Source organism: Hymenobacter sp. ISL-91, assembly GCF_018613725.1.
GTDB lineage: Bacteria > Bacteroidota > Bacteroidia > Cytophagales > Hymenobacteraceae > Hymenobacter.
Genome location: NZ_JAGGPS010000009.1, coordinates 1 through 26,502 on the forward strand (window position 1 = coordinate 1; position 26,502 = coordinate 26,502).

The following is a 26,502-nucleotide window of genomic DNA, read 5'->3' on the forward strand; positions in this document are numbered from 1 at the left end:
CGGGCCGTACGACGTCATAGCCGGTGGGGCCGCGGTTACTGTTTCGGGCCCGATACTATTTATACCTGTTTTCTATCATGTTATTAGGGGAAAGATTTTCCTGAGCAGCAGAGTACATGATTTTAGTCGGGACTTCTATAGTACACACCAAGCATCTAGTCTTCTTAGCTGTTGCTAGGACCAGCAACTTTTGCCGTTACACTCAGGTACAGTTTACGCCGTGCTTTTTGTGTTTATCTTCACGGAATTACTGATTCTGTTGCATGGTATTTACTTATCCGTGGTTTTTGTGGGGGCTGATGGCTGTTGCCATTCCTATTGCTATTCACCTTTTTGAGTTGCGTCGGCCTCAGCGGGTGTTGTTTTCCAACGTTGAATTTATCCGGGAAGTAAAGCTGGTAACGGCCCGACAACGCAAGTTGAAGCATTTGTTGGTATTGGCTGCCCGCATAGGGCTTGTTGTTTTTCTGGTATTACTATTTGCGCAGCCTTTTATTCCGGCTCCTGAGCAAGTTGCTACCGGTAATGTATTGCAGGTGGTACTTGACGACTCGCCCAGCATGCGCCAGTTGGGGCCTAATGACCAGCCGGTATTTGAGCAGGCTATTGATCAGGCAACAGATCTGCCCTTGGCTTTTCCGGCATCGACGCGATTTGTACTTGCGACAGGCAGTCCTGATTTGCTGAGCGCTGCGGCTTTCCGCAATGCTGTTGAAAAAGTGGAAATAAGTAGCCAAGCAGGTGAGTTGGCTAGGGCCTTGGCTCAGCGCCAGCAATTGAGCCAAAGACTTGGCACTGGGCCATTGTTTGTGTTTTCCGATTTCCAAAAGAACGACTTTTCGGCTCGAAGCCTACAATTGCTTGATTCAACTCAGCAGGTGTTTTTGGTGCCTGCAATGGCTAGGCCCTCGGCTAATGTGTTCGTAGACAGCGTGTGGCTGGATGATGGTTTTGTGCGAAACAATGTTGACCTGACTTTGCGCATCCGGCTGAAAAACGGGGGACAGGAACCAGCTGAAAAGTCTCCGGTCAAATTATTTGTTGGGTCAGGCCAGGCCGCTACCTTTCAGGCTACTGTGCCGGCAGGGAAGACGGTTACAACGCAGGTACGCCTGCGCCTGACCGGGCTAAATGTGCAAGAGTGCCGCATAGTGGTTGATGACTTTCCGGTGGATTTTGATAATACATATTATTTCACGTTGCAACCTGCGGCAAAAATCAGTGTGGTAGAAGTGGCTGCTACTGAGCAACTCGACCGGTTGTATGGTAATGAGCCTTTGTTTGATTACCAGTTTACCAGTGCCCAGACTGCCGACTACCGTAAACTCACAGAAGGAAACCTGTTGGTATTGCGCGAAGCGCCAGTGCTGAGTGCCGGCCTGCGCGAAAACCTGCGTCGGGCAGTGCAGCAGGGGGCTACGCTGGTCGTAGTTCCTCCGAAGGAGAGAAACCGCCAAGATGCATACGGGCAGTTATTCCGTGAACTGGGATTGGGGCCGGTGCAATGGCAATCGGTGCCGTCAACTGGGCCAGTGCTGCAGGATGTGGCCTTACCCGATAGCCGTAATCCTTTCTTTAAGGATGTATTTGCGGGTGTTAATCCGCGTGCGGATATGCCTAAAGCCGCTCCGGTGCTGCGTTGGGCGCGCACGGGTACGGAGGTACTGCGGATGCGTGATGGGGAAAGCTTCCTGGCTGGCTTCTCGAGCGGTGAAGGTATGGTGTACGTTTTTTCGTCGCCCTTTAGCGCTCCTTATTCCGACTTCGCGCAACACCCGTTATTTGTGCCGGTGCTTTATAAACTAGCCATGCAGAGCTACCGGCAACAGCAGCAACCTGCTTATCGGCTTAACCAAGCCGTTGTGAATGTACAACTACCAGCTGCCGGAGCCGGACCAGAGACGGTGTACCGCTTGGTGCAGGACAGCCTGGCATTTATCCCAGGGTATCGTCGTCAGGGAAATATACTACAACTGGAAATGCCGCCGGGACTGCAGCAGCCCGGATTCTATAAGCTAGAGCAATCAGGCAACCCGATTGCTACACTGGCTTTCAATGTTGACAAGCGCGAATCAGACTTGGCTAGCTATTCGGCGACGGAGCTGCGGGCGTTGATTGGCCCTAACCGTCCTAATGTGCAGGTATACGAAACCAGCGGAAGCCAGACGGCCGCTGCTCAGTATAAGGCCACGCGGGTAGGAACGCCGCTTTGGCAGTATTGCATCTGGGGGGCGCTGGTCTGTCTGCTGTTGGAGGCGCTGTTGCTGCGCTGGCAGCGGCGACCTGCACCTGTGCCGGCTATAACGGCATAAGCCGATAGGTTCCGGTTTTGCCCGGCAGGAAGCAGGGATATGGTAAAGATTGGTTGCGGCGGCGGCTGTATCTTGCAGCTTCATTTTACTTCTGCTTTGCAATCTACTACTGCTTCTGTCCCGAACCCGATACTGCGCACTGCCATGCTGTGCGGGGCCATTACTGGGGTGCTGTGCTTTGCCTGGGTACTGTTTCTGTATTTCAGCGACAACAACCCTTATGGTCCTAAACGGACACTGGCCGACTTTTTCCCACCTTTGGCTGCCATTGCCAGCCAGGTGATGTTGCGGCGCTATTACCAGCCCGATGGACCAGGGCTCTGGAAAAGTATTGGAGTGGGGCTGCTGACAGCATTAATAGGCGCAGTAGTGTCGGCAACGGCTTTTTACCTGTTTTCGCGGCTTACAGGGCCGGAGTTGATCGAACAGCATTTGGCTGAAGTATATAAACTGCTGGAAAGCACGAAGGCGCTATATCTGAAAGAGGCCAACGGCTTGCAGCAGTACGAAGCCACGCTACGTAACCTAGCCCGTACGCCGGCTGAATTCGCGCAGGATGAATTTTCAAAGAAGTTGTTTTTCGGGGTGCTTATCAGCATTCCGGGTGGAGTGTTCTTGCGGAAATAATATACCTTCCCGCATTCATTCACTCACTTTCCCATTTTGCTCATGGAAAACACCGCTACTCCTGCTGTAACCCCCGTTTCCGTTGGTATTCGCTACGGTCTGCTGACGGGTATCGTCACCGTTATCTACTCCCTGATCCTGAAGGCAGCCAACCTGGAGCAAATGCCCGTTATGGGCCTGTTGACGTTTGCTATCTTGATTGTAGGAATTGTGTTGGCACATAAATTCTACAAGAAGGCTTCCGGTGGTTTTATGAGCTACGGGCAGGGCCTGGGTATTGCCACCGTTGCCGGTGCCGTTATTGGTGTCCTGAGTGGCATTTTTAATTATATATATGTCAATTTTATCGATACAGAATATGCGCAGCGGGCAGTGGCTGCAGCCCGGGCCAAGATGGAGGCCGACGGTCAACTCAGTGAAGAGCAGATCGATCAGGCAATGGAATGGACGTCGAAAATGATGCCCACCGGCCCGTTAAGCATCTTCTGGACTATTCTGGCAACGGCTTTCTTCGCCTTCCTGCTGGCCCTTGTTATATCCGCCTTCACCAAAAATACCCGTCCTGAGTTTGAGTAAGCGCCTGCCGCAGCACTTTCCGGTGGAGCTGTCCATCGTCATTCCGCTGCTCAACGAAGCCGAGTCATTGCCTGAGCTAACGCGCTGGATTCACCGCGTGTTGGCTCAGTATGGGCTGACCTACGAGGTCATTCTCATTGATGACGGCTCGACCGACGACTCCTGGGAAGTTATTGAGGAGCTAGCGGCCACCAACACGCACCTACGGGGCATCCGTTTCAACCGTAACTATGGCAAGTCGGCGGCCCTGAATGTGGGCTTCAAAGAAACCACCGGCCGGGTGGTGTGCACCATGGACGCCGACTTGCAGGACTCGCCCGAAGAACTGCCCGAACTCTACCGCATGATTACCCAGGACGGGCTTGACCTGGTGAGCGGCTGGAAGAAAAAACGCTTCGACCCGCTCAGCAAAACCATTCCTACCAAGCTTTTCAACGGCGTCACGCGCTGGATTTCGGGCATCAGTCTGCACGATTTCAACTGTGGATTGAAAGCGTATGACAGCCGGGTGGTGAAAAGCATAGAGGTGTACGGCGAAATGCACCGCTACATTCCTGTTATTGCTAAATGGGCCGGTTTCCGGCGCATCGGCGAGAAGGTGGTGCAACACCAGGAGCGTAAATACGGCACCACTAAGTTTGGGCTGGAGCGGTTCGTGTATGGCTTCCTCGACCTGATGAGCATCACGTTTGTGAGTCGGTTCCGGCGGCGGCCGATGCACTTCTTCGGGGCAATGGGCTCGGTTTCCTTTTTATTCGGGATGCTGATTACGCTCTGGCTGGTGGTGGATAAGGTATGGCACTCCTGGCAGAACGTGGCCACCCGCGCCGTTACCGACCAGCCGCTGTTCTTTCTGGCCCTGGTCGCGGTTATTGTGGGTGTACAGCTGTTTCTGGCTGGTTTCCTGGCCGAAATGGTGCAGCTAAACGGCGACAACCGCAACGACTATTTGGTCAAGGAACGGCTGAACCTGAAGTAAATCAGACTGTCATCCTGAGCATTCCCAACAATATGCGCGTCGTAATCATCGGGCCGGCATACCCGTTGCGGGGAGGCCTGGCCAACTACAACGAACGGCTGGCCCGGGCCTTCCGGGAGGCCGGCGACGAGGTGCGGCTCGTGACATTCTCGCTACAGTATCCCGACTTTCTATTTCCGGGCCAGACCCAGTTTAGCACTGGTCCCGCGCCCGAGGGTTTGGCTATTGAGGTCAGTCTGAACTCGGTGAATCCACTTTCGTGGTGGAAAGTAGGGGAGAAGCTGCGCCGCGAGCAGCCCGATTTGGTGATTTTTAGGTTCTGGCTGCCGTTTATGGGGCCGGCGCTGGGCACTGTGGCCCGCCTCGTGCGCCGCAACCGCCATACCCGCGTAGTGGCCATCACCGACAACGTAATTCCCCACGAGGCCCGCCCCGGCGACGGGCCGCTGACGCGCTATTTCCTGAGTGCCTGCCAGGGCTTCGTGACCATGAGCCGGGCGGTACTGGCCGATTTGCGCCGCCTCGGCTTCCAACAGCCCGCTCTATATCGCCCGCATCCGCTCTACGACAACTTCGGCTCCATCAAACCCAAAACCGCCGCCCTGGCGGCCCTGCAACTCGATCCGGCCTTTAGCTACCTACTGTTCTTCGGTTTCATCCGCGCCTACAAAGGCCTCGATATCCTGCTCGAAGCCTTCGCCGATGAGCGGTTGGCCAAACTACCGGTTAAGCTGATAGTTGCCGGCGAATACTACGAGGACGCCGCACCATACGAGGCGCTCATCCGACAGCACAGGCTGGAAAACCGCCTTGTCCGCGCCACCGACTTCATCCCCAACGAGCAGGTGGCCGACTACTTCTGTGCCGCCGACATCGTGGTGCAGCCCTACAAAAATGCCACCCAAAGCGGCGTCTCGCAGATTGCCTACCACTTCGGTCGCCCGATGCTGGTAACGGACGTGGGCGGGCTGGCCGAACTGATTCCGGACGGGGAAGTGGGCTACGTAGTGCCGCCCGCGCCCCGCGCCATTGCCGACGCGCTGGTGGATTTCTACACCCAGCAGCGGGAGGCCGAGTTTATGGCCGGAGTGGCGGTGAAGCGTAAGGAGTTTTCGTGGGAGGTGATGGTGGCCGCCTTAAAGGAAGTGGCGGGCTGAGCGCCTGTCATTGCGAGGCCGGAAAATATAACACGTGAAGTCCTATCCATCAGGAGTCCCTCGCATTCCATTGTACCGGCCAACCGTCCATACCTAAATAGGTGTTTCAGCCCCGGAGGGGCGACATATCGGTAGCCAGAACGAGCTGAGGAAAAACTAGAGCCCCAGCGGGGCGACACTGGTCTTTGGACGATTGATGTCGCCCCGCTGGGGCTTTAGGCTGGAGGAACGGGTAGTTTCCTACCGATATGTCGCCCCTCCGGGACTGTCCCATTCGTAAGGGTGGAGAGTAGTTAGTCGCTCAGCGGATACCAGTCTGCGGCAAAAAGCCAGAAGACCATTGCCAGCAACCAGAACAACCAGAGGCGGCGGCGGAAATGAGATTTCTGCTTGGTTGCGGCGGCAGCAACCTTAGATACTACGAGCACCAGCAGTGGCAGGCTCATCACTAGAGCCACAGCGGCAGCACTTCTTCGTAGAACCGCTACGGGGTTTGGCTTTATAAACAGAATGGTCCCAGTATCCGGATCGCCGTCCCTAATAAAATCACCAGGTGAGTAGATGCCAATCAACAGGCTAACCAACACCGCTGTGATGAGAGTCAGAAAGAATACGGTTTTGTAGGGGCCTTTCACTGGCAAAAGCACCTAAATGTTAGCCACGCTCGCCTTTACCGCCTCAAACACCTTTTCCGCCGGCAAATCCTCCATGCAGCTCGTGCCCAGCTTACAGGTGCCGCGGTAGAAGCAGACGCAGGGGCGGTTGGGCTGCACGAGCTGGCCGCGGCCGTAGAGGTCGAATTCGTGGGGGTTGAAGATATTGTTCATCAGAATCGTGGGCTTTTGGAGGGCGATGCTGATGTGCATGCCCATAGTTACCTGCGTCACGATACCCTGCATCTGGTGCATGAGGTTGATGAACTGAGGCAGCGGAAACGTGCCGAGGTAGGCCGCGCCGGTGGCGGCGTGCAGCTCGCGGTTGCGGGCGTCTTCGGCCTCCCCGCCCAGCAGTACGGGCGCGTAGCCGGCTGCTTGCAACTGCGTGATGAGCGTGGTCCACTTTTCGGTGCTCCACAGGCGCGTCGTCCATCGGTCGCCGCAGCCGGTATTCAGGCCGATGCGGGGGCCGGCGTCGGTGGGAAGCCGGCTCCAGTCGTAGCCCTTGTCGTCATGGGTGTCGAACACGTATTCCTCGCCCCGGAAATCGAAGCCGCAGAGCTCGAAAATCTCCTGCACGTAGGGCTTGGTGTTGGCCAGGCTAAGCTGGTCGAACACGCCGGTGAGGTACTTGTGGCTGGCCAACTCGTTCACCGGCCAGGGCACGCCATCGGCGGGGCGCAGGGCGTAGCCGAACTTCTCGGGGGCCTTAATCGTGTTCAGCAGCGCGCAGGCTTCCTTTTCCTTGTCGAGGTTGATCACGATATCGAACTCGCGGGCCTGCAGCTGCAGGGCGCTGGCGAAATCGAACTTCAGAATTTCCTCAATAGCGTGCTGGGGCAGGATGGCGGGCGTGAGCGTGAGCCAGGTGATGAAGCAGCCCGGCCGCTCCTGCCGCAGCCGCCGCAGCAGCGGTGTGGTCCGAATGACGTCGCCGATGGCCCCAAGCTTGATAATCAGAATCCGGCTCGTAACGGGCGCGTACACCGGGCAGTCGGCGCAGGTGTAGCCGTTGGTTTTGTTGGGCCGGCAGGGCAAATCGCCCCGGAAATGGCGGCAGTCGGGATGCACGGGCAGGCCGTTGAGGTCGGGCATGGGAGAGAGAAACGAAGGAAGCGGGCTGGCGGTAGAGACTACAACGGCCACGAATGAGCTGGTAAAAGTAGCAGGATGGGGGCAACCGCAACGGCATTGACTGCTTGCAGCAAACGTGTGTCATTAGTATGTGTGGCATTGTATATTGACACACAAATTAATGACACATATTTCGCCGGCTGCTTTTCGCTTCAGACTATGCGCAAATTTTCCCGCCACCATCCACCTTCGCCTTACCTGAATACGTCGAAAGCGGTGCAGGCCGGTTTTGGCCTGACGCAGCAGCAGTTGGCGTACCTGCTGGGCGTGTCGCGCTCGACCCTAACAATGGACGGCCAAGACGGCACGGGTCCTGGCAGTATCCGCTATCTGCCAACGGCGGCCGAATTGCGGCTGGTGGCCCTTCAGCAGCAGCTGCCCGCCCCCTACGGCCCGGCCCCTACGCCCGCCGCCGCCACCGAAGCGCCCGCGCCGCTGCTGCCCGATGAGCGGGAAACTCTGGAACTGCGGCAGCAAAAGATAGCGCTGGAGAAATATCCATTGGAAAAGCAGCTGGCCCGCTGCCAGACGCGCCTGGCCCAGGCCCGGCTCCGGCAGCAGGCCCTTCCCCAGCTACAGGCCACGCTGGCCCCCGACGATGCCTTTGTTGCGCAGGTAATCGACCACCTCACGCAGCAAGCCGCCCAAACGCTGGCCTACGACAGCAGCACGGCGCAGCTGCTGGAGCTGCGCCTGCGCCTGCTGGACTATGAAACCGCCGAAATCGAGCGGCTTCTGGAAAATTAGGACCGTATGCCTGTACCACGAAATAGAATTTCGCGGTACAGACCTCTACATGCCCACGTAGTTCTGCGGCGTGATGGCACGCAGTTCCTGCTTCACGGCGTCGCTTACATCGAGGCCGTCGACAAACCCGCGGATGGTGTCCTGCGAAATGGCCTCGCCGGTGCGGGTGAGGGCTTTGAGGGCGTTGTAGGGGTCGGGGTAGGCTTCGCGGCGCAATATGGTTTGCAGCGCCTCGGCCACCACGGCCCAGTTGGCTTCCAGGTCGCGGTGCAGGGCGGCTTCGTCGAGGGCCAGCTTGCCGAGGCCACGCTGCAACGCCGTGAGGGCGATGAGCGTGTGGCCCAGCGGCACGCCCAGGTTACGCAGCACCGTCGAGTCGGTGAGGTCGCGCTGGAGCCGGCTGATGGGGAGCTTGGCCGCCAGGTGCTCCAGCACGGCGTTGGCCAGGCCCAGGTTGCCCTCGGCGTTTTCGAAATCGATGGGGTTCACCTTGTGCGGCATGGCCGAGGAGCCCACTTCGCCGGCCTTTACCGTCTGGCGGAAGTAGCCCATGGCAATGTACTGCCACACGTCGCGGGCCAGGTCGATAAGGATGGTGTTGAGCCGCTTGAGGCCGTCGCAGAGGGCCGCCAGGTGGTCGTAGTGCTCGATTTGGGTGGTGGGGTGGCTGCGCTTGAGCCCCAGCCGGCTTTCCACGAACTGCTGGGCAAACTGGTGCCAGTCGAGGGTGGGGTAGGCGACGTGGTGGGCGTTGAAGTTGCCCGTAGCGCCGCCGAACTTGGCCCCAAACGGCACCTGGCCCAGCAGCTCTACCTGGGCATCGAGCCGGGCCACAAACACCTCAATCTCCTTGCCCAGGCGGGTAGGGGAGGCCGGCTGACCGTGGGTGCGGGCCAGCATGGGCACAGCGGCCCACTCCTGGGCGCGGGTGGCCAGCTGGTTGCGCACGGCGGCGTAGCCGGGTAGCAGCGTGTGCAGCAGGGCGTGTTGCAGGCTTAGCGGAATAGCGGTGTTGTTGATGTCCTGCGAGGTAAGGCCGAAGTGGATGAATTCCACGAACTCGCCCAGCCCCAACGCCGAAAACCTGTCGCGCAGAAAGTACTCCACGGCCTTTACATCGTGGTTGGTTACGCGCTCATGGGCTTTCACGGCCTCGGCATCGGTGGCGGTAAAATCGGTGTAAATAGCCCGCAACGACCCAAACGAGGCCGCATCTACGCCCGCCAGCTGGGGCAGGGGCAGCTCGGCCAGGGCAATGAAGTACTCTACTTCCACCAGCACGCGGTAGCGAATCAGGGCCAGCTCCGAAAAATAGGCCGTTAGCGGGGCCGTCTGGCGGTGGTAGCGGCCATCCAGGGGCGAAACGGCGGTAAGCGGCGTGAGGGTGGCGGTGTCAGGCATCAGCAAGAAGGGAAGGAGTGAGTTCGCAGGCAAATATACTCTCATCCGTAATCCGGCGTCCGTAACGCCAACAACCTACTTAGCGGATGCTAGCCGGAAATAGTTTCCGGCCACGCTGTTCACCTTCCGGATGTCGAATTGTCCATAACAGGAGTTTTCGTTCATTTAGGCACTTAGGGCGCAGGGCTTTTTGTTTACCTTTGCCCTTAAGCTACTTGGCCGGTGGCGGGTTCGGCCCGTTGCTGGTTCGCCCGGCTCTGGCCTTCCGCTTTCTCCCCGATTCGTGCACATCACTCCCGTCATTAAGAAAAGAATTGGTATCGGCCTGGGCATCCTGGCGGTGCTGCTGCTGGCTGGTTTGGGCCTGTTTCTGGTTAAGCGCCAGCAGTTGCTCGAAGCGGCCCTGGTACGAGTGAAGGCCAAGGTAGAAGCCAAGTTTCCGGTAACGCTCACGCTGGGTCCGGCCCGATTCACAGACCTGAATACGGTAGAGCTGCGCGGTATCAGTGTAGTGCCCACGGCCCCGCTAACCGACACGCTGCTGCGCGCCCGCACCGTGCGTGCCTCGCTCAGCGTGCGTAGCCTGTTTGCCGGCCGGCCCGTGTTCAGCAACCTCGAAATTGATACCGTGCGCCTCACGGCCCGCCAGACCGCCAACGGAACCGACAACTACTCCTTTCTCTACAAGAAGAAAAAGGGAGAGCCTACCGTGGTCCGCGACACAACCAAGGGTACTAACTACGGCCTGTTAGCCAATCAGCTGCTCGAAGCCACCTTCGATAATGTGCCCGACGAGGCCGATTTCCGCGAATTTCTCATTACCTACGACGCGCCGCGCCACCGCGCCCGCCTCGTAATGCCGCGGCTGGCCATCCAGAGCGGTGAAATTTCGGGCGAGATGACGGCCCTGATTGACTCGGTGGAAAACCGGGTGGGCATTACCGGCTCCATCGACGCCGGCAGCTACGAGGTGGACGCCCAGGTGTTCGGGCTCGATAAGCGGCCGGTGGTGCTGCCTTTTGTGCAGCGCCGCTACGGCGCCCGGGTGCAGTTCGATACCGTTCGCATCAGCCTTTCCGACAAGACTTTCCGGCGCGATGAGCTGCTGCTGACCGGCACGGCTTCGGCCGTCAATTTCATTGTTAACCACCCCAAACTGTCCGATCAGGATGTGCGCTTCCCACGCGGGGGCATCGATTTCGTGACCCGGCTGGGGCAGGCGTCGTTTGCGCTCGAAAAGGGCACCCGGGTGCTGCTCAACCGCATGGAGTTCTTTCCGGAGCTGAGCGTACGCCGCCGGCCGGTGCCCGAGCGGGTTATCGGCAAGAGCATCAATGGCCTGACCAGCCGCAGCCAGGCGCTGGCTGGGATGGTGGTGAACCTGGATGTAGCGTCATCGGAAACCAAGGCCAACGACTTTTTCGAGGCCCTGCCCGAGGGCATGTTTGAAACCCTGGAAGGCACCCGTGCCGAGGGCACGCTGCAGTACAAGCTGCACGCCGCCCTCGACATGAACCAGGTAGATAGCCTGGAGTTCGATTCGAGCCTGCGGGCTACCAAATTCCGCATCACCCGCTTCGGGCGCGAAAACCTCAACAAGCTCAACGAGTCGTTCCGCTACACGGCCTACAACGACAAGGGCGACTCGGTGAAGGTGTTTACCGTGGGCCCCGAAAACCCTGAATTCACGCCTTATAACCAGGTTTCCGATTACCTGAAGTACGCCATCATGACGGCCGAAGACCCGCGTTTCATGACCCACCGCGGGTTTATGGAGAAGGCCTTTGTGAAGTCGGCCATCCAGAACCTGAAGGAGCGGCGCTTCGCCCGCGGCGGCAGTACCCTCTCGATGCAGCTGGTGAAAAACGTGTTCCTGACCCGCAAGAAAACCATTGTACGCAAGGTCGAGGAGGCGCTTATCGTCTGGATTATTGAGAATACCCGGCTGGCCAGCAAGCAGCGGATGCTGGAAGTGTACCTGAACATCATCGAGTGGGGCCCGAAAATTTACGGTGTGCACGAGGCAGCCGAGTTTTACTTCGACAAGTCGCCCGCCAACCTCAATCTGTCCGAAAGCCTGTATCTGGCCAGCATTATTCCGAGCCCGAAGCGCTTTAGGGCCGGCTTCAACCAGTACGGCGACCTGCGCAGTTCGTCGCGTTATTTCCGCCGCCTGATTGCCCAGCTGATGGCCCGTCGGGGGTACATTTCGGAGAGTGAGGCAGAAAGTGTGGGCGGCCTGAGTTTCAGCGGGCGTGGCCTGCAGGCCATGAACTTTAGCGCCCGTCCCGATACCACCCGCCTGTCTCTGGCTCCCGACTCGACCCGATTCGACGAACCCATCGACCTGCTCGACTTGCTCGGCACCGATGTGCCCGTCAGCCAGGAGGTTCCGGCAGGCACGGCCGTTCCACCGAAGCCGGAGTAGCAGGAGGGGTGATTTCCTGTAATCTGTGGTTCATTCCTGCCTCTATTGCGCCCTAGCTCAAGGCGCAGTGGCCGACGTAGGAGCGGGGCTTGTCCCCGCCCGCCGTTAGAACAATTCGTTGGATGACTTCTTAGCTGCCTGGCAAAGCAAGTAGTAACGGCAGACGGGAACAAGCCCCGCCCCTATATCGGTCACTGCCGAGCAACCTACCCAGCAATAGCAAAAGCCCCAGTGAGGCGACACCCATTGTTCAACGAATGGTGTCACCCCACTGGGGCTTTTGCTATTCTTGGGTAGGCTGATGCTACTGATATGGCGCGGATCTGTAGCAGGCTAACCCAAATGGTCCTTAGTCCAAGCTATCTGAATCGTTGATTGGCGGCGGCCGATGTGCCCTACTGGGGTTTGACCAGCGCACAGCTACTCGCCTGTTGTCTTGCTTTCCTGCGCAACAGGTTTCGGGAACAGCAACGACAGAACCACCGACATGACCAGAATGAACCCCACCGTGCCCAGCGACCAGCCCATCGAGACATGCACGTCGAATCCTTCTGCGAGCAGCTTGCCACCGATAAACACCAGGATAAGTGCCAGCCCGTAGTGCAGGTAATGAAACAGGCGCATCAGGCCTTCGAGGGCGAAATACAGCGCCCGCAGGCCCAGTAACGCAAACACGTTGCTGGTGTACACGATAAATGTGTCGCGCGAGACGGCCAGAATAGCCGGTATGGAGTCGGCGGCAAAAATCACGTCGGTGGTTTCCACCATCACCAGCACCACCAGCAGGGGCGTGGCGAACAGGACGCCGTCTTTGCGCACGAAAAAATTGCCGCCGTGCAGCTGGCTGGTGATGGGCAAATGGCGACTCAGGAACTTGACTATTGGATTATTGTCGGGGTCTATTTCGGGCTCGGAGCCACTGGTAGCCATTTTGATACCTGTATACACCAGGAAGGCCCCGAGCACATACATGAGGAAATGGAACTTGGCCAGCAGCGCCGCCCCCACCAGAATAAATACTGCACGCAGCACCAGGGCCCCGATAATTCCCCAGAACAGGATTTTATGCTGGTATTGCGCCGGCACCTTGAAATAGGTGAAAATCAGTAGAAATACGAACAGGTTGTCAACGCTCAGCGACTTCTCGATGAGGTAGCCCGTTAGAAACTCCAGCGCCGCGGCTTTACCCAACCACTGGTAAACCAGATAGTTGAAGCCCAGCGAAAGCGCAATCCAGAAAGCGCTCCAGCTCAAGGCTTCGCGCATACTCACAACGTGGTCTTTGCGGTTGAAAACGAGCAGGTCGAGCAACAGCAGGGCGAGCACAACTACGTTGAAGCCAACCCAGAACAGCGGGGAAATTTCCATTAGTGGCAAGATACGCGGCCGCCGCCAAAAGGCCGGGCCGGGGCATAACGGTTAGGCGGTTGTCTGGTGCGTTTACGAGTCGGTGGGGCCGGCCGTGGCAGCCGTCGTCAGGGGGCTGGGTTGGTGGGCAGGGCTGGTAGCCGCCGCCGTACGGTCGAAGCGGCGAAACAGGCTACTGAGTTTCATTTGTACTACGCCAAAAAAGGCTTCTTTGAAGATGCCTTTACTCATCTTGGACGTGCCCCGGGTGCGGTCGGTAAATACAATCGGTACTTCCTTGAGCCGGAATCCATACTTATGGGCCAGCCACTTCATCTCAATCTGGAAAGCATAACCCACAAACCGGATTCGCTCGCGCATAATTACCCGCAGCACCGGGGCCGTGTAGCACTTGAAGCCGGCCGTAGCATCCATGATGGGCATACGCGTTACTAAGCGCACATAGGCCGACGCGAAATACGACATCAATACCCGGCTCATGGGCCAGTTTACTACATTCACCCCCTCAATGTAGCGCGAGCCGATGGCCAGGTCGTAGCCCTGGGTGGCGCAGGCATCGTAGAGGCGCGTCAGGTCCTCGGGGTTGTGCGAGAAGTCGGCGTCCATTTCGAACACATACTCGTAGCCGCGAGCCAGGGCCCAGCGGAAACCGTGCAGGTACGCCGTGCCCAGCCCCATTTTGCCGCTACGCTCCTCTAAAAACAGCCGCTCCGGAAACTCCGCCATCAGCTCGCGCACAATGGCAGCCGTGCCGTCGGGCGAGCCATCGTCGATGATGAGCACGTCGAACGGCTGGGGCAGCGAGAATACCTTACGGATAATCAATTCCGCGTTTTCTCGCTCGTTGTAGGTTGGTATCAGAACGAGGCCGTCAGTCATTGCCGTAAAGGTAAAATTTTGCGCGAGGAGCGGGGCCGCCGAACGAAATACGGCTGCCGACAGCGCAAGTGATGAGGCAAAAGGCCGGCAAGCTGTCCGAAAGATGCGCCTGGCCCGCCGCGGGTTGCTTGTCGCAGGCCAGATAACCGCTCTGCGGCCTGTGGGTTCAGCGAATATAGGGTTTCGGCGCTTGTTGCCGTTGGGTTGATCTGAGGTCTAATGAAACCCGGTGCCACGCCCTCGAACCGTTATACCTGGCCCGGCAGCTGACCACCCCGAGCCTACCGGACCGCCGCCAGCGTGGCGGCCAGCTGCCGGGCATGGCGCACGCAGTCGGGCACGCCGGCGCCTGCCCGCCAGTTGGCTGTGGCATACAGGCCCTGGGCCTGCAAGGCATCGGCGGCGGCGTGAGCGGGCACAATACGGGCATCGAACTGCGGGATGGCACGGGGCCAGAAATAGCGGTGCTGCCAGACGGGCGCCGCCCCGGCTTTCAACCCATAAAAGCGGCTAAGCTCGGCATGTACGGCCGCCAACTGCTCGGCGGCGGGCTCCAGGGCCTGGGGCTCGTACTGGGTGCCGCCCACAAACGTGGTGAACAGTACCTGTCCGGCCGGGGCGCGGTTGGTAAAAAGCGAGCTGGTCCAGATGCTGCCGGCTGCGTAGGGCTGCTCGGCCTTGGGGTGCAGGGCCCCAAAACCATTGAGCGGATGGCCCACATCGGCGCGCTGGTAGGCGGTGTACACAGCGGCCATAGGCGGGTAGTACACGGCGGCCAGCGCGGCGGCCTGCTCCGGAAACTGCTCGGCCAGCAGCGGCGCGGCGGCGTAGGTGGGCAGGGCCAGCACCACCTGCTTGTACAGGCGCGGCGCGGGGCCGGCAGTGGTTTCCAGCTCCCAGCGGCCGTCGTCGTTGTGGCGGTGCAGGCGGGTGGCGGCCTGCCCGAAATGGGCCCGGCGCAGCTTGGCGGCCAGCGTGGCGGGCAGCGTTTGGAGGCCCCCGGCCAGCGACACCACGCGGCGGCGGCCGGCTTTGCTTTTTCCCTGCATCAGCCCGCGCAGCACCGAGCCGTGCTGCTGCTCCAGGGCGGCCAGTTGCGGGAAGGTTTTGTGGAGCAGCAGCTGCGAAGGATCACCGGCGTAGATGCCTGAAATGAAGGGGTTGAGCGCATACTCGACTACCTCGGGGCCAAAGCGCCGGGTGAAAAACGCGCTTAGCGTTTCCAGTTCGTTTACGGGCTCCGGCTTGCGAAACAGCTCCCGCACAATATAGTAGCGGCCCTTCAGGCTGAAAAACTTGCTGGTGAGCAGGCCGGGCGGGGTGCCGGGCAACGGTTGGTAGGCGCCGCCACGCAGCACGTAGCGGTTCTGGCTCACGGCGGCCGCATCCTCAATTTTATCGTTCAGCCCCAGCTCGCTCAGCAGGGCCGCCAGCTCGTCGGAGAGCTGCAGCGAGTTGGGTCCCACTTCGAGCAGGTAGCCGCCGTGCTGTTCCGAGCAGATGGTGCCGCCCGGCCGCGTACTGGCCTCAAACAGGTCGTAATCAATACCCGCCCGCTGCAGCCCCCAGGCCAGTGTAAGGCCCGAAATACCCCCGCCGATAATTGCAATAGCCATTTTCGATATGCTGATTATTTGGTGTGCCGCTGTGCTGATGCCCGGGCAAAGATACGGCCCTGCTTGGCGAGGTGAACAGTGAGCCCCCCGCCAGCGCGGCCGTAGGAGCGACTAGTTCGACCAGCACCAGATCCTGTGGTGCGCTGCCGTTCGAGAAAACACGCTTCTATCTTTGCCTGCGCATCAGCTCAACAACCTCATGAACAAAGCCGTTTTTCTGGACCGCGACGGAGTGCTTAACCGCGAAATCGGGACGTATGTATGGGAGCCGAGCCGTTTTGAGGTGCTGCCGGGGGTGCCCGAGAGTCTGGCCCGACTAAAGGCCGCCGGTTACCTCCTGATTGTGGTAACCAACCAGGCGGGTATTGCCCGTGACCTCTACACGGCGGCCGATGTGCAGGCCTGCCACGCCAAGCTGCAGCAGGCCGTGGGCGGACTTATCGACGCCCTGTACTTCGCCCCCGGCCACCCCAGCGTGTCGGAGAGCCTGCGCCGCAAGCCCGATTCGCTGATGCTGGAACAGGCGCTGGCGCGTTTCGGGCTCGATGCGGCTCGCTGCTGGCTGGTGGGCGACCGGCTTCGCGACATGGCTGCTGCCGAAAAAGCAGGCGTACGCGGCTTGCTGGTGGGCCCCGACGAGCCGGCCGGCTACACCCCCCGCACCGCCGACCTGCCCACCGCCACCGATTTTATACTGGCTGCTGACGCGGCAGTAGTAGTAGCCCAATAAAGCAACCGGCCGCCGACGTTCTGCGGTGGCAGAAGCCGGCGGCCGGGCGAGGCAGCTGCGGAGCGAACTGTTACGGCTGACCGGAGGCAGCGGCCGCGCTGGCCAGCCAGGGCGCCACTGGGGTAGCCTGGTGCGAAGCAGGCTTTACCGAAGTGAAGGCGGGGCACTGCGTACGGCAGGATATGGCTCCGAAGGACAGGAAGAGTCCGAAAATAAGAAGCTTTTTCATGGCAAAATGCTAACTGGATGGTAGAGGGTGGGTGCTAAGCGCAACGCTTGCAGCTCCCAAACGATTCAATTGCCACCAAATTGCCCTGTTAGCCAAAAGTATCTACCCGCCGTAATGCAAAAACGCCTTCCCGGATAGAGAAGACGTTTTAAAGGCGTGAGGCCGAAGCGGGGCCGCTACTGCCGGTCGGGGGCGGCAACCGGACCCTGGGCCGTGATGGTCGACGAAACCCGGTTGGCATCCTTGATGCCGCTGTAAGCCGGGCAGTTGGATTTTTTGTTGCAAGAGCCGAGGCCGAGGCCGGCAATGCAAGCGAGGAGTAGGAGTTTTTTCATGCGTGAAAACAAGAGTAAGAGCACCGCCCAAAGAAGATATCGGCCATAAAGATAACCGGCTGGAACCCGCCTTGCAACTACCCGGCCAACGCTGTGGCCGTAGGCCATGCGGAGGCCCAAAAAAAGCGGGAGCCCCGGCCTGGGACTCCCGCTTCTGAGCTGGGTAGGAGAGAGGACAAGCCCCATGTCGCTATACCTGATAGCCCAGAATCCGCAGCATCGACTCGCCGGTCTGTTCCTCGGCAAACACCCGGTCGGTGAGGTTGCCGTCGGCGTCGCGGTCGAGAATTACCATTTTGGGGGCCGGAATCAGGCAGTGCTTTACGCCGCCGTAGCCCGAGAGGCTTTCCTGGTAGGCGCCCGTGTGGAAGAAACCCACATACAGCGGCTCGGCGTCGGTGGCGGGCTTGCGCTCGGGCAGAAACACTTGGTAAATGTGCTTCTCGGAGTTGTAGTAGTCCTGCGAGTCGCAGGTGAGGCCGCCGAGCTGAATTTTCTTGTATTTCTTGTCCCAGCCGTTGAGGGCCAGCATGATAAAGCGCTGGTTCAGGGCCCAGGTATCAGGCAGGTTAGTGATGAACGAACCATCAATCATGTACCAGAGCTCCTTATCGTTCTGCAGCTTTTCGTCCAGAATCGAGTAGATGGTAGCGCCGGATTCGCCCACCGTGAAGATGCCGAACTCGGTGAAAACATCGGGCTCGGGCACGCCTTCTTCGGTGCAGATGCGCTTGATGGTCCGCAGCACCTCCTCAATCATGTACGGGTAGTCGTACTCCTTCTGAATGGAGGTTTGGATGGGCAGGCCGCCGCCGATATCAATGGTTGTGAGCGTGGGGCACACCTTGCGCATCTCGCAGTACTGGTGTACAAACCGGCTCAGCTCCGACCAGTAGTAGGACGTGTCCTTGATGCCGGTGTTGATGAAGTAGTGCAGCATCTTCAGCTCGAAGCGCGGGTCGTCCTTGATTTTGCTTTCGTAGAGCGGCAGCGCATCGGCGTAGCGGATGCCCAGGCGCGAAGTATAGAACTGAAAGCGTGGCTCCTCATCCGACGCCAGCCGCATACCCAGGCAGCACGATTCGCGCACGTTTTCGTGGTAGTAATCCACCTCGTTGGGCGAGTCGAGGATGGGCATGCAGTTGCCGAAGCCGTCGTTGATGAGGCGGGTGATTTCGCGCTTGTACTCCTCGGTTTTAAAGCCGTTGCAGATGATGTAGGTGTCCTTGGTTACCCGGCCCTTGGCGTACATGGCCCGGATGATATTGGTGTCAAACCACGACGAGGTTTCGATGTGGACGTTGTTTTTGAGGGCTTCCTCCACCACAAAGCTGAAGTGCGAAGCTTTGGTGCAATAGGCGTACGAGTACTTACCCCGGTAGCCCGTCTGCTCGATGCCGCGCCGAAACCACTCCTGGGCCCGCTGAATCTGGGAGCTGATTTTGGGCAGATAAGCCAGCCGCAGCGGCGTGCCGTGCTTTTTTACCAGGGCCATTAAGTCGATGCCCTCGAAGCGCAGCTCGTTATTCTCAACCTTAAACTCGTCGGTCGGGAAATCGAAGGTTTGGGAAATCAGGTCGTGGTAAGTGTCCATGTAAGGCATTGGAGGTTTTTAGAGCTTAGGGCCTGAAGCATACTGCTTAGGCAGGAAACAAACTGGAGCAGAACAATAAAGCGTGAAGCAACAGGGAGCGGCGGATGGAGAAAAACTTTTCTCGGCGCACAAAGCACAATCAACTAAGCCTTAAATTGCAGATGCAAAGATACCCCCTCGCGGGGGTTTTGGTTGTGCTCTGTTCGTTGGTTGCGCCGGAAGGACCGTGCGCGTCAAGCCTGAGAGGATTTCCCACCCACTCAATCGGCAAGCATTTGGTCAGTATTGAGTAATCGGTATTGCGTAGGGAAATGACGTTCTACTAGGCCACGCAGGTCAAGCCAACGTCATCTCACTACTCACTACCTACCAATCAATACGCCACTAACCACCCTAACCCTTTTTCTGCCAATGTAATATGCGACGTATCAAGCTGCTGGAAGTCCGCTCCGAACTTGGGGCCGGAACCCGGGGGGCCAGTATGGGCATCGATGCCCTGAAGGTGGCCTGCCTCAACAAGGGCTCCGATTACTTCCGCCGGTTCAACTCGGTGCAGGTACCCGACCTGAACCATGTGCTGTTCGAGAAAAACCATTTCCCCTTCGCCCGCCACATCGACTCTATTTACCAGGTGCAGAAGGGTATTGCCAGCACCGTGGAGCAAACGCTGCGCCTGGGCGAGTTCCCGCTGGTGCTGGCCGGCGACCACAGCAACGCCTCGGCCACCATTGCCGGCATCAAGGCGGCCTACCCCCACAAAACGCTTGGTGTCATTTGGGTGGATGCCCATGCCGACATCCACTCGCCCTACACCACGCCCTCGGGCAACATGCACGGCATGCCGCTGGCCCTGAGCCTGAACGACGATAACCGCGAATGCCAGCGCAACCAGCCCGCCGCCGAAACCGAATTTTTCTGGCAGCGCCTGCGCGATTTGGGCGAGCCCGGCCCCAAAGTAGCCCCCGAGCACCTCGTGTATGTGGTTGTGCGCGACACTGAGGCCGAGGAAAACGCTATTATCGAGCGCCTGGGCATTAAAAACTACCAGCTCGATGAAGTCCGCAGCAAAGGCATCCGGCAGGTAGCCCGCGAAATTTATGAGCGCCTGCGCTTCTGCGACATGGTGTACATCTCGTTCGATGTAGACTCGCTGGATTCGCGCTTCAGCAAGGGTACCGGTACGCCCGTTGAGGACGGTCTGAACGTGGAGGAAGCCATTGGCCTGTGCCGCGCTCTGCTCGAAAACGACCGGGTAGTGTGCTTCGAGATGGTGGAAATCAACCCCACCCTCGACCAGGAGAACACTATGGCCAATAACGCCTTCGACATCCTCGAAGCCGCCACCGACGCCATTCAGACCCGTCTGCGCCTGGCCGAAGTGATAAGCCGGTAGCGATAATCCATTGAAAACCAATAGCATGTTGCGCTCAGCGCAGCATGCTATTGGCTTATACCGGCATTGCGGTAGCATAGCTACTCCGCCGCCTGGCCATCGGCTAACTATTTCATCCCTCTCCCGTTATCTTGCGACAAAGTTTGCCTTATGCCCAATCAGTCGCCGACTCCTTTGAGACCCCTTTCTCAGTTGCCTAAAGCCCGTACCGGCATCGAGGGGCTCGATGAAATAACCGAGGGAGGCCTTCCGCTGGGTCGGCCTACGCTGGTGTGCGGCAGTGCGGGCTGCGGTAAAACCCTGCTCGGCATCGAGTTTCTGGTGCGCGGCATCCTCGATTACGACGAGCCGGGCGTGCTGATGGCCTTCGAGGAAACGGCGGCCGAGCTGGCCGCCAACGTGGCCTCGCTGGGCTTCGATCTGCCGCAGCTGGTGGCCGATAAAAAACTGCGCCTCGACCACGTACACATCGACCGGGCCGAAATTGACGAAACCGGCGAGTACGACCTCGAAGGGCTGTTTATCCGGCTGGGCTACGCCATCGATACCATCGGGGCCAAGCGCGTGGTGCTCGATACTATCGAGTCGTTGTTTTCGGGCTTCACTAACGAAGCTGTGCTACGCTCGGAAATCCGCCGGCTGTTCCGCTGGCTGAAAGACAAGGGCGTTACCACCGTTATTACAGCCGAGCGAGGCGAGGGCACGCTTACGCGCCAGGGCCTGGAGGAGTACGTGTCGGACTGCGTAATTCTGCTCGACAACCGCGTAATCGACCAGATTACCACCCGGCGGCTGCGCATTGTGAAGTACCGCGGCAGCACCCATGGTACCAACGAATACCCCTACATCATCACCGAGGAGGGGCTCTCGGTACTGCCCGTTACGTCGCTCAAGCTCGAACATAATGTGTCCGACGAGGTGGTATCGACCGGAGTGGCTGACCTGGACGCCATGTTCCGGCGCGGTGGCCTTTACCAGGGCAGCAGCAGCCTGGTTACAGGTACAGCGGGCACAGCCAAAACGACGCTGGCCGCCTCGTTTGCCCTCGAAGCCTGCCGCCGCGGCGAGCGGTGCCTGTTTTTCGTCTTTGAGGAGTCGCCGGCCCAGCTGCTGCGCAACATGGCCACGGTGGGCCTCGACTTGCAGCCGTTTATTGACAGCGGCCAGTTGCGCATCGAAGCCAGCCGCCCTACACTCAACGGCCTGGAGCGCCATTTGGTCACCATTCACCGGCTCATTGGGCAGTTTAAGCCCCAAACGGTCATCATCGACCCCATCAGCAACCTTGTTTCGGTGGGCAGCCATTCGGAGGTGAGCAGCATGCTCACGCGGCTCGTCGACTTTTTAAAGGTGCAGGGCATCAACGCGCTGTTTACGGCCCTTGTGAGCGGCAACCGGGGCCAGCAGGAAATGACGGATGAGGGAATTTCTTCGCTCGTAGATACCTGGATTCATGTGCGCGACCTGGAGGGGGTGGGCGAGCGGAACCGCGGCATCAGTATTCTGAAGGCCCGGGGCATGGCCCACTCCAACCAGGTGCGCGAGTTTGTGATAGGCGAGCAGGGCATCCGGCTGCTTGATGTGCTGGTGGGCCCAACCGGCATTATTACCGGAGCCAGCCGCCTTGCCCAGCACATTCAGGAGCAGGCCCGCCAGCTGGCCGCCGCCCAGGAAGCCGAGCGCCGCGACCGGGACCTGGAGCGCAAGCGCCGGGTGCTGGAAGCCACCATTGCCAACCTGCGCACCGAGTTCGAATCGGTGGAGGAGGAGCTGCGCCGGGTGAACTCGGAGGAGCAGCAGCGCCACGATACGCTGGCCGAGGAGCGCCGGCAGCTGGGCCACAGTATCTCGGCCCAACTGCCGGCTACGCCCAACGGTTCGGGCGCGTAGCCGTTAGCAGGTGAGGGAGGATCAGGTGGCAGCTTCCGACTGGCTTGAATTTCCAGTCCTCAAAACCCGTAAATGAAAACTATGAGCGAGGATATGTGGGAGCTGCGGTTGTACGTAGCCGGGCAGACGGTAAAGTCGATGACGGCGCTGGCTAACCTGAAAACCTATTGCGAAAAGCACCTGAAAGGGCGCTACCGCCTGGAAATCATCGACCTGCTGGAGCATCCGCAGTTGGCCGAAGGCGACCAGATTCTGGCCATTCCTACGTTGGTGCGCAAGGTGCCCGCGCCCATCCGCAAAATCATCGGCGACCTGTCCAACCACGAGCGGGTGCTGGTCGGACTCGATCTGCGGGCCCTCGACCCCTCCTAGGCGCGCCATGATGCAGCAATGGCCCCCCACCGATGCGCGTCCGCCCGACTACGTGCTGGAGCTCTATATTACCGGTGCCACGCCCAACTCAATGCGGGCCGTGCGCAACCTCAAAGACATCTGCGAGCAGTACCTGGCCGGGCGCTACGAGCTGACTATCATCGACATCTACCAACAGCCCGAACTGGCCCAGACGGCCCGCATTGTTGCCGCGCCTACGCTTATTAAAGTAAGCCCCGAGCCGCAACGCTGGCTGGTGGGCGACTTATCGGACCGGCCGCGGGCGTTACGCCTGCTGGGTCTGGACCCCGGTTTCGGCCCCGAGCTTGACCCCGAATCATAACCAGCTCAACTCAGCTAAGCTACCAGGCAATGCGTGCCGATTCCGACCCTACCTCTCCAACGCCCGCCCAGCTGGCCCGCGAAAACGAAGAGTTGCGCCAGCAGCTCTTCGAAGCCGAAGAGCTGCTGACGGCCATCCGCACCGGCAGCATCGATGCGCTGGCCGTACAGGGGCCCGAGGGGCCACGCATTTTCACGCTCGAAGGCGCCGACCAGAGCTACCGTACCCTGATTGAGCAGATGAACGAGGGCGCGCTGCTACTCTCGCCCGATGCCACGGTGCTCTATTGCAACGCCTGTCTGGCGGGCCTGCTCGAAGCGCCGCTCGAAACGATGATGGGCAACTCGTTCAGCCAGTTTGTGCCCGCTGATTTCCGGGAGTATTGGCATCAACTGGTAGCAAACGGCTGGGCCGGGAAAAGCAAGGGCGAAATGCCACTGCTTACCGCCGGCGGTCGGCTGCGGCCCGTGGCGTTGGCCCTGAACGTGCTGGGCTCGGCCGCCGAAGCACCAGTGCTGGCCGTTATTGCCACCGACGTATCGGCGCGGCGCGAAATCAGTGTAATTCGGGCGCGGGTAATGGCCCAGAACGCACTGCTGGAACTACAGCAGCAGGAGCTGCGGGTGCAGGCGCAGGCAGCGGCAGAAACCAGCCGCATTCTCGAAGGTATTCCGCACGTTACCTGGACGGCCGACCCCCAGGGCCTGCCCACTTACCTCAACCGCCACTGGTACGACTACACCGGCCAGCCGCCGGCAGTGCGTTTTGCGCCGGGCAGCACCCTTTCGTATCTGCATCCCGACGACCTGCCCAGTGTACTGCAAAGCTGGCGCGAAGCCATTGCCAACGGCCAGGGCATAGAAGTGGAGTGCCGCATTCTGAGCGCTCAGGGCCATTACCGCTGGATGCTGGGCCGCATCCGGCCCTCGCGCAACGAGGCCGGCGAGCTGGTGCAATGGATTGGCACCTACACCGATATGCACGACCAGAAGCTGGCCCTGGCCCGCGTGGAAGAAACCCGGCAGGAGCTGCGCGACAACAACGCCCAGCTCATCCGCATCAACGCCGACCTTGATAATTTCATTTACACCGCTTCCCACGACCTTCGCTCGCCCATTACCAACATTGAGGGGCTGCTGGAAACGCTGAATCAGGAACTGCCCGCCGAGCAGCGACCCGATGCCGTGGAGCCCGTGTTGCGCATGATGCAGGACTCGGTGGACCGCTTTAAGCGCACGATTGAGAACCTGACCGATATTTCGAAGCTGCAGAAAGACAGCTCCCTCCCCCGCACACCCGTGGCGCTGGCCCCGCTTATCGAAGATGTGCGCCTGGACCTGCAGCCCCTGATTCAGACGGCGGAAGGCGAGCTGGAGGTGGCTATTGAGGAGTGCGCAACCGTGGTGCTGGCCGAAAAAAACCTGCGCTCCATTGTGTACAACCTGCTCAGCAACGCCTTCAAGTATCACCACCCGGCCCGGCCCGCCCGCGTGCGCCTGCACTGCGGCCCAGCCGAGCCGGGCTTTATAGCCCTGCAGGTGCACGACAACGGCCTGGGCCTTGACCTGCGCGAAGACCGCCAATTGTTTACCATGTTCCAGCGCCTGCACGACCACGTGGAGGGCTCGGGCATCGGGCTATACATGGTGAAGAAAATAGCCGAAAATGCCGGCGGCCGCGTTGCCGTGGAAAGCCGGCTGGGCGAAGGGTCGGTTTTCACGGTGTTTCTGCCCGAGTAAGGCACGGCGTAGCCGGCTTTGGCAGGCCGGGAGGGGCGCTGCAAAAAATCGGTAGGCATCCGGCCGCACTTTCTACCTTTGCATACAAGGAGGCCCCGGCAGTTTCGGGGGTGGCGGCCGTTGCCGCGGCCGCAGTGCGCGCCTTCGTTTCCCGCCGCTCGTGCCGCTGCGGCCCCTACGATCCTATCCTGTGCAGCAACTCGAACAAAGCCTCAAAACCGCCCTCAGCGCGGCCATTCACCACGTATTCGGGGCCGATGTGCCCGCCGCGCAGCTGCCGCTGCAGGCCACCCGCAAAGATTTCGCGGGCCAGTTTACGCTCGTTACTTTCCCGCTCACCAAAACCCTGGGCAAGGGCCCCGAGCAAATCGGGCAGGCGCTGGGCGAGTACCTGCTGGCCCACGAGCCGCGGGTTTCGGGCTTCAACGTGGTGAAGGGCTTTCTCAACCTGGAAATTGCCGACAGCGAGTGGATGCGGGTGTTTGAGGCCCTGCGCCAGCGGCCGGCCGGCACGCCCGTAGCCACCGGCGGCCCGCAGCGCGTGGTAGTCGAGTACTCGTCGCCCAATACCAACAAGCCCCTTCACCTGGGCCATTTGCGCAACAACTTTCTGGGCTACTCGGTGGCCGAAATCCTCAAAGCCACCGGCGCCGAAGTCACCAAGGCCAACCTGGTGAACGACCGGGGCATCCACATCTGCAAATCGATGCTGGCTTACCAGTACTATGGCCAGGGCGAGACCCCGCAGAGTGCTGGCATCAAGGGCGACCACCTGGCGGGCAAGTATTACGTGCTGTTCGAGAAGCATTACCGCGAGCAGGTGCGCCAGCTCGAAAACGAGGGCGTGGCTCCCGAGGTAGCCAAAAAGAAGGCTCCGCTCATGCTCGAAGCCCAGGATATGCTCCGGGCCTGGGAAGCCCAGGATGAGGCCGTGGTCAGCCTCTGGAAGCAGATGAACGGCTGGGTGTACGAGGGCTTCGACGCCACCTACCAGAACATCGGCGTCGATTTCGACAAGTTCTATTATGAGTCGCAAACCTACCTGCTGGGCAAGGAGCGCGTAGAAGAAGGCCTGCAGAAAGGTGTGTTTTTCAAGAAGGACGACGGTTCGGTATGGGTAGACCTGAAAGAAGAAGGTCTCGATGAGAAACTACTGCTGCGCGCCGACGGTACCAGCGTCTACATCACCCAGGATTTGGGCACGGCCGAGCTCAAGTTCGAGCATTTCGGCTACGATTTGAGCGTGTACGTGATTGCCGACGAGCAGAACTACCACATGCAGGTGCTGCGGGCAGTGCTCCAGAAGTTGGGCAAGCCCTACGCCGACGCCATCCATCACCTCAGCTACGGCATGGTGGATTTGCCCTCGGGCAAGATGAAAAGCCGCGAAGGCACCGTAGTCGACGCCGACGAGCTGGTGCGCGAAGTGGTGGACGCCGCCCGCGCCGCCACCCTCGAAAAGGGCAAAACCGAGGGCCTGAGCGACGACGAGCTCGAACGCCTTTACCACATGCTGGGCCTGGGCGCGCTCAAGTACTACCTGCTGAAGGTGGACCCCAAGAAGCGCATGCTCTTCAACCCCGAGGAGTCGGTGAAGCTCGAAGGCGACACCGGCCCGTTCATCCAGTACAGCCACGCCCGTATTTCCAGCATCCTGCGCAAAGCCGCCGAGCGCGGCGTAGTGGCCGGTGGCGGCTCGTTGGAAGGGGTTACTGAGCTGCAGGGCACCGAGCGGGACCTGATTCAGGAGCTGGCACGCTACGAGGTCGTGGTGGCCGAAGCCGCCCGCGTGCAGTCGCCTGCTTTGGTAGCCCAGTTCGCCTACGATGTGGCCCGCGCCTACAACCGCTTCTTCGCCGAAGTGCCCATCGTGGCCGAAGCCGACGAAACCAAGCGGGCCTTCCGCGTGGCCCTCTCGGCTCAGACTGGCCGCGCCCTCAAAACCAGCATGGGCCTGCTCGGCATCGAAGTCCCCGAGCGGATGTAAAAAGAGCCCC

Annotated in this window: 23 protein-coding genes; 14 read left to right on the forward strand and 9 right to left on the reverse strand. The window is 59.7% G+C overall.

Features of this window, described 5'->3' with window-relative positions; all coding sequences use genetic code 11:
- The first annotated feature begins 263 nt into the window (after window positions 1-263).
- From J7E24_RS04585 to J7E24_RS04605, 5 genes are read left to right on the forward strand one after another with little or no spacing between them, the layout of a single operon-like run.
- Window positions 264-2,312, forward strand: a complete 2,049-nt coding sequence (locus J7E24_RS04585) for a BatA domain-containing protein (RefSeq protein ID WP_251047022.1) — start codon at window positions 264-266, stop codon at window positions 2,310-2,312.
- 39 nt (window positions 2,313-2,351) lie between these two features.
- A complete protein-coding gene (locus J7E24_RS04590) occupies window positions 2,352-2,939 on the forward strand; it encodes a DUF4199 domain-containing protein (RefSeq protein ID WP_215135623.1) in 588 nt (195 codons plus the stop codon).
- A gap of 42 nt (window positions 2,940-2,981) precedes the next feature.
- Window positions 2,982-3,515, forward strand: a complete 534-nt coding sequence (locus J7E24_RS04595; RefSeq protein WP_215135625.1) for a DUF4199 domain-containing protein — start codon at window positions 2,982-2,984, stop codon at window positions 3,513-3,515.
- Window positions 3,508-4,494, forward strand: a complete 987-nt coding sequence (locus J7E24_RS04600) for a glycosyltransferase family 2 protein (protein WP_215135627.1) — start codon at window positions 3,508-3,510, stop codon at window positions 4,492-4,494. Before J7E24_RS04595 ends, J7E24_RS04600 begins: the two co-directional genes overlap by 8 nt.
- A gap of 32 nt (window positions 4,495-4,526) precedes the next feature.
- Complete coding sequence (locus J7E24_RS04605) at window positions 4,527-5,651, forward strand: glycosyltransferase (protein ID WP_215135629.1); 1,125 nt, start codon at window positions 4,527-4,529, stop codon at window positions 5,649-5,651.
- Window positions 5,652-5,944: 293 nt separating this feature from the next.
- Here the strand turns inward: J7E24_RS04605 and J7E24_RS04610 are convergent, their stop codons facing one another.
- Window positions 5,945-6,286, reverse strand: a complete 342-nt coding sequence (locus J7E24_RS04610) for a hypothetical protein (protein ID WP_215135631.1) — start codon at window positions 6,284-6,286, stop codon at window positions 5,945-5,947.
- Between the two features lie 12 nt (window positions 6,287-6,298).
- Window positions 6,299-7,402, reverse strand: coding sequence for a glycosyltransferase family 9 protein (locus tag J7E24_RS04615; protein ID WP_215135633.1), 1,104 nt, complete (start codon window positions 7,400-7,402; stop codon window positions 6,299-6,301).
- Between the two features lie 198 nt (window positions 7,403-7,600).
- Between J7E24_RS04615 and J7E24_RS04620 the strand changes: the two genes are divergently transcribed.
- Entirely contained in the window at window positions 7,601-8,188 is a 588-nt protein-coding gene (locus J7E24_RS04620; RefSeq protein WP_215135634.1) for a hypothetical protein, read from the forward strand.
- Window positions 8,189-8,233: 45 nt separating this feature from the next.
- On the opposite strand, the gene purB is transcribed toward J7E24_RS04620, so the two are convergent.
- Window positions 8,234-9,589, reverse strand: a complete 1,356-nt coding sequence (gene purB / locus J7E24_RS04625; RefSeq protein ID WP_215135635.1) for an adenylosuccinate lyase — start codon at window positions 9,587-9,589, stop codon at window positions 8,234-8,236.
- Window positions 9,590-9,872: 283 nt separating this feature from the next.
- Between purB and J7E24_RS17845 the strand changes: the two genes are divergently transcribed.
- The gene (locus tag J7E24_RS17845) at window positions 9,873-12,017 is read left to right on the forward strand and encodes a transglycosylase domain-containing protein (RefSeq protein WP_215135637.1); all 2,145 of its coding nucleotides are present in this window, start codon (window positions 9,873-9,875) and stop codon (window positions 12,015-12,017) included.
- A gap of 420 nt (window positions 12,018-12,437) precedes the next feature.
- Here J7E24_RS17845 and J7E24_RS04635 read toward each other — a convergent pair whose 3' ends face one another.
- The 3 genes from J7E24_RS04635 to hemG form a co-directional block, all read right to left on the reverse strand.
- Window positions 12,438-13,385, reverse strand: a complete 948-nt coding sequence (locus J7E24_RS04635; protein WP_215135639.1) for a TerC family protein — start codon at window positions 13,383-13,385, stop codon at window positions 12,438-12,440.
- 72 nt (window positions 13,386-13,457) lie between these two features.
- Entirely contained in the window at window positions 13,458-14,264 is an 807-nt protein-coding gene (locus J7E24_RS04640) for a polyprenol monophosphomannose synthase (protein WP_215135641.1), read from the reverse strand.
- Window positions 14,265-14,545: 281 nt separating this feature from the next.
- Entirely contained in the window at window positions 14,546-15,880 is a 1,335-nt protein-coding gene (gene hemG, locus J7E24_RS04645; protein ID WP_215135643.1) for a protoporphyrinogen oxidase, read from the reverse strand.
- A gap of 199 nt (window positions 15,881-16,079) precedes the next feature.
- On the opposite strand from hemG, the gene J7E24_RS04650 reads away from it, so the two are divergent.
- The gene (locus J7E24_RS04650; RefSeq protein ID WP_215135644.1) at window positions 16,080-16,610 is read left to right on the forward strand and encodes a D-glycero-alpha-D-manno-heptose-1,7-bisphosphate 7-phosphatase; all 531 of its coding nucleotides are present in this window, start codon (window positions 16,080-16,082) and stop codon (window positions 16,608-16,610) included.
- 70 nt (window positions 16,611-16,680) lie between these two features.
- Here J7E24_RS04650 and J7E24_RS04655 read toward each other — a convergent pair whose 3' ends face one another.
- The 3 genes from J7E24_RS04655 to J7E24_RS04665 all read right to left on the reverse strand — a co-directional run bounded on the left by J7E24_RS04655 (window position 16,681) and on the right by J7E24_RS04665 (window position 18,768).
- On the reverse strand, window positions 16,681-16,839 hold the full coding sequence (locus J7E24_RS04655) for a hypothetical protein (RefSeq protein ID WP_215135646.1): 159 nt from the start codon (window positions 16,837-16,839) through the stop codon (window positions 16,681-16,683).
- Window positions 16,840-17,015: 176 nt separating this feature from the next.
- Window positions 17,016-17,174, reverse strand: coding sequence for a hypothetical protein (locus J7E24_RS04660; RefSeq protein WP_215135648.1), 159 nt, complete (start codon window positions 17,172-17,174; stop codon window positions 17,016-17,018).
- A 190-nt stretch (window positions 17,175-17,364) separates the two neighbouring features.
- On the reverse strand, window positions 17,365-18,768 hold the full coding sequence (locus J7E24_RS04665) for an arginine decarboxylase (RefSeq protein ID WP_215135945.1): 1,404 nt from the start codon (window positions 18,766-18,768) through the stop codon (window positions 17,365-17,367).
- A gap of 418 nt (window positions 18,769-19,186) precedes the next feature.
- Between J7E24_RS04665 and rocF the strand changes: the two genes are divergently transcribed.
- From rocF to argS, 6 genes are all read left to right on the forward strand, one after another.
- On the forward strand, window positions 19,187-20,161 hold the full coding sequence (gene rocF, locus J7E24_RS04670; RefSeq protein ID WP_215135650.1) for an arginase: 975 nt from the start codon (window positions 19,187-19,189) through the stop codon (window positions 20,159-20,161).
- A 174-nt stretch (window positions 20,162-20,335) separates the two neighbouring features.
- On the forward strand, window positions 20,336-22,051 hold the full coding sequence (gene kaiC / locus J7E24_RS04675) for a circadian clock protein KaiC (protein WP_251047023.1): 1,716 nt from the start codon (window positions 20,336-20,338) through the stop codon (window positions 22,049-22,051).
- Between the two features lie 81 nt (window positions 22,052-22,132).
- Window positions 22,133-22,423: a circadian clock KaiB family protein gene (locus J7E24_RS04680; RefSeq protein ID WP_410779719.1), complete on the forward strand. Its 291-nt coding sequence runs from the start codon at window positions 22,133-22,135 to the stop codon at window positions 22,421-22,423.
- Between the two features lie 7 nt (window positions 22,424-22,430).
- Window positions 22,431-22,766 (forward strand): circadian clock KaiB family protein, encoded by a 336-nt coding sequence (locus tag J7E24_RS04685; RefSeq protein ID WP_251047024.1) that lies wholly within the window; start codon window positions 22,431-22,433, stop codon window positions 22,764-22,766.
- A 29-nt stretch (window positions 22,767-22,795) separates the two neighbouring features.
- A complete protein-coding gene (locus J7E24_RS04690) occupies window positions 22,796-24,505 on the forward strand; it encodes a PAS domain-containing sensor histidine kinase (RefSeq protein WP_215135656.1) in 1,710 nt (569 codons plus the stop codon).
- 190 nt (window positions 24,506-24,695) lie between these two features.
- Window positions 24,696-26,492, forward strand: a complete 1,797-nt coding sequence (gene argS, locus J7E24_RS04695) for an arginine--tRNA ligase (protein ID WP_215135658.1) — start codon at window positions 24,696-24,698, stop codon at window positions 26,490-26,492.
- Window positions 26,493-26,502: the final 10 nt, after the last annotated feature.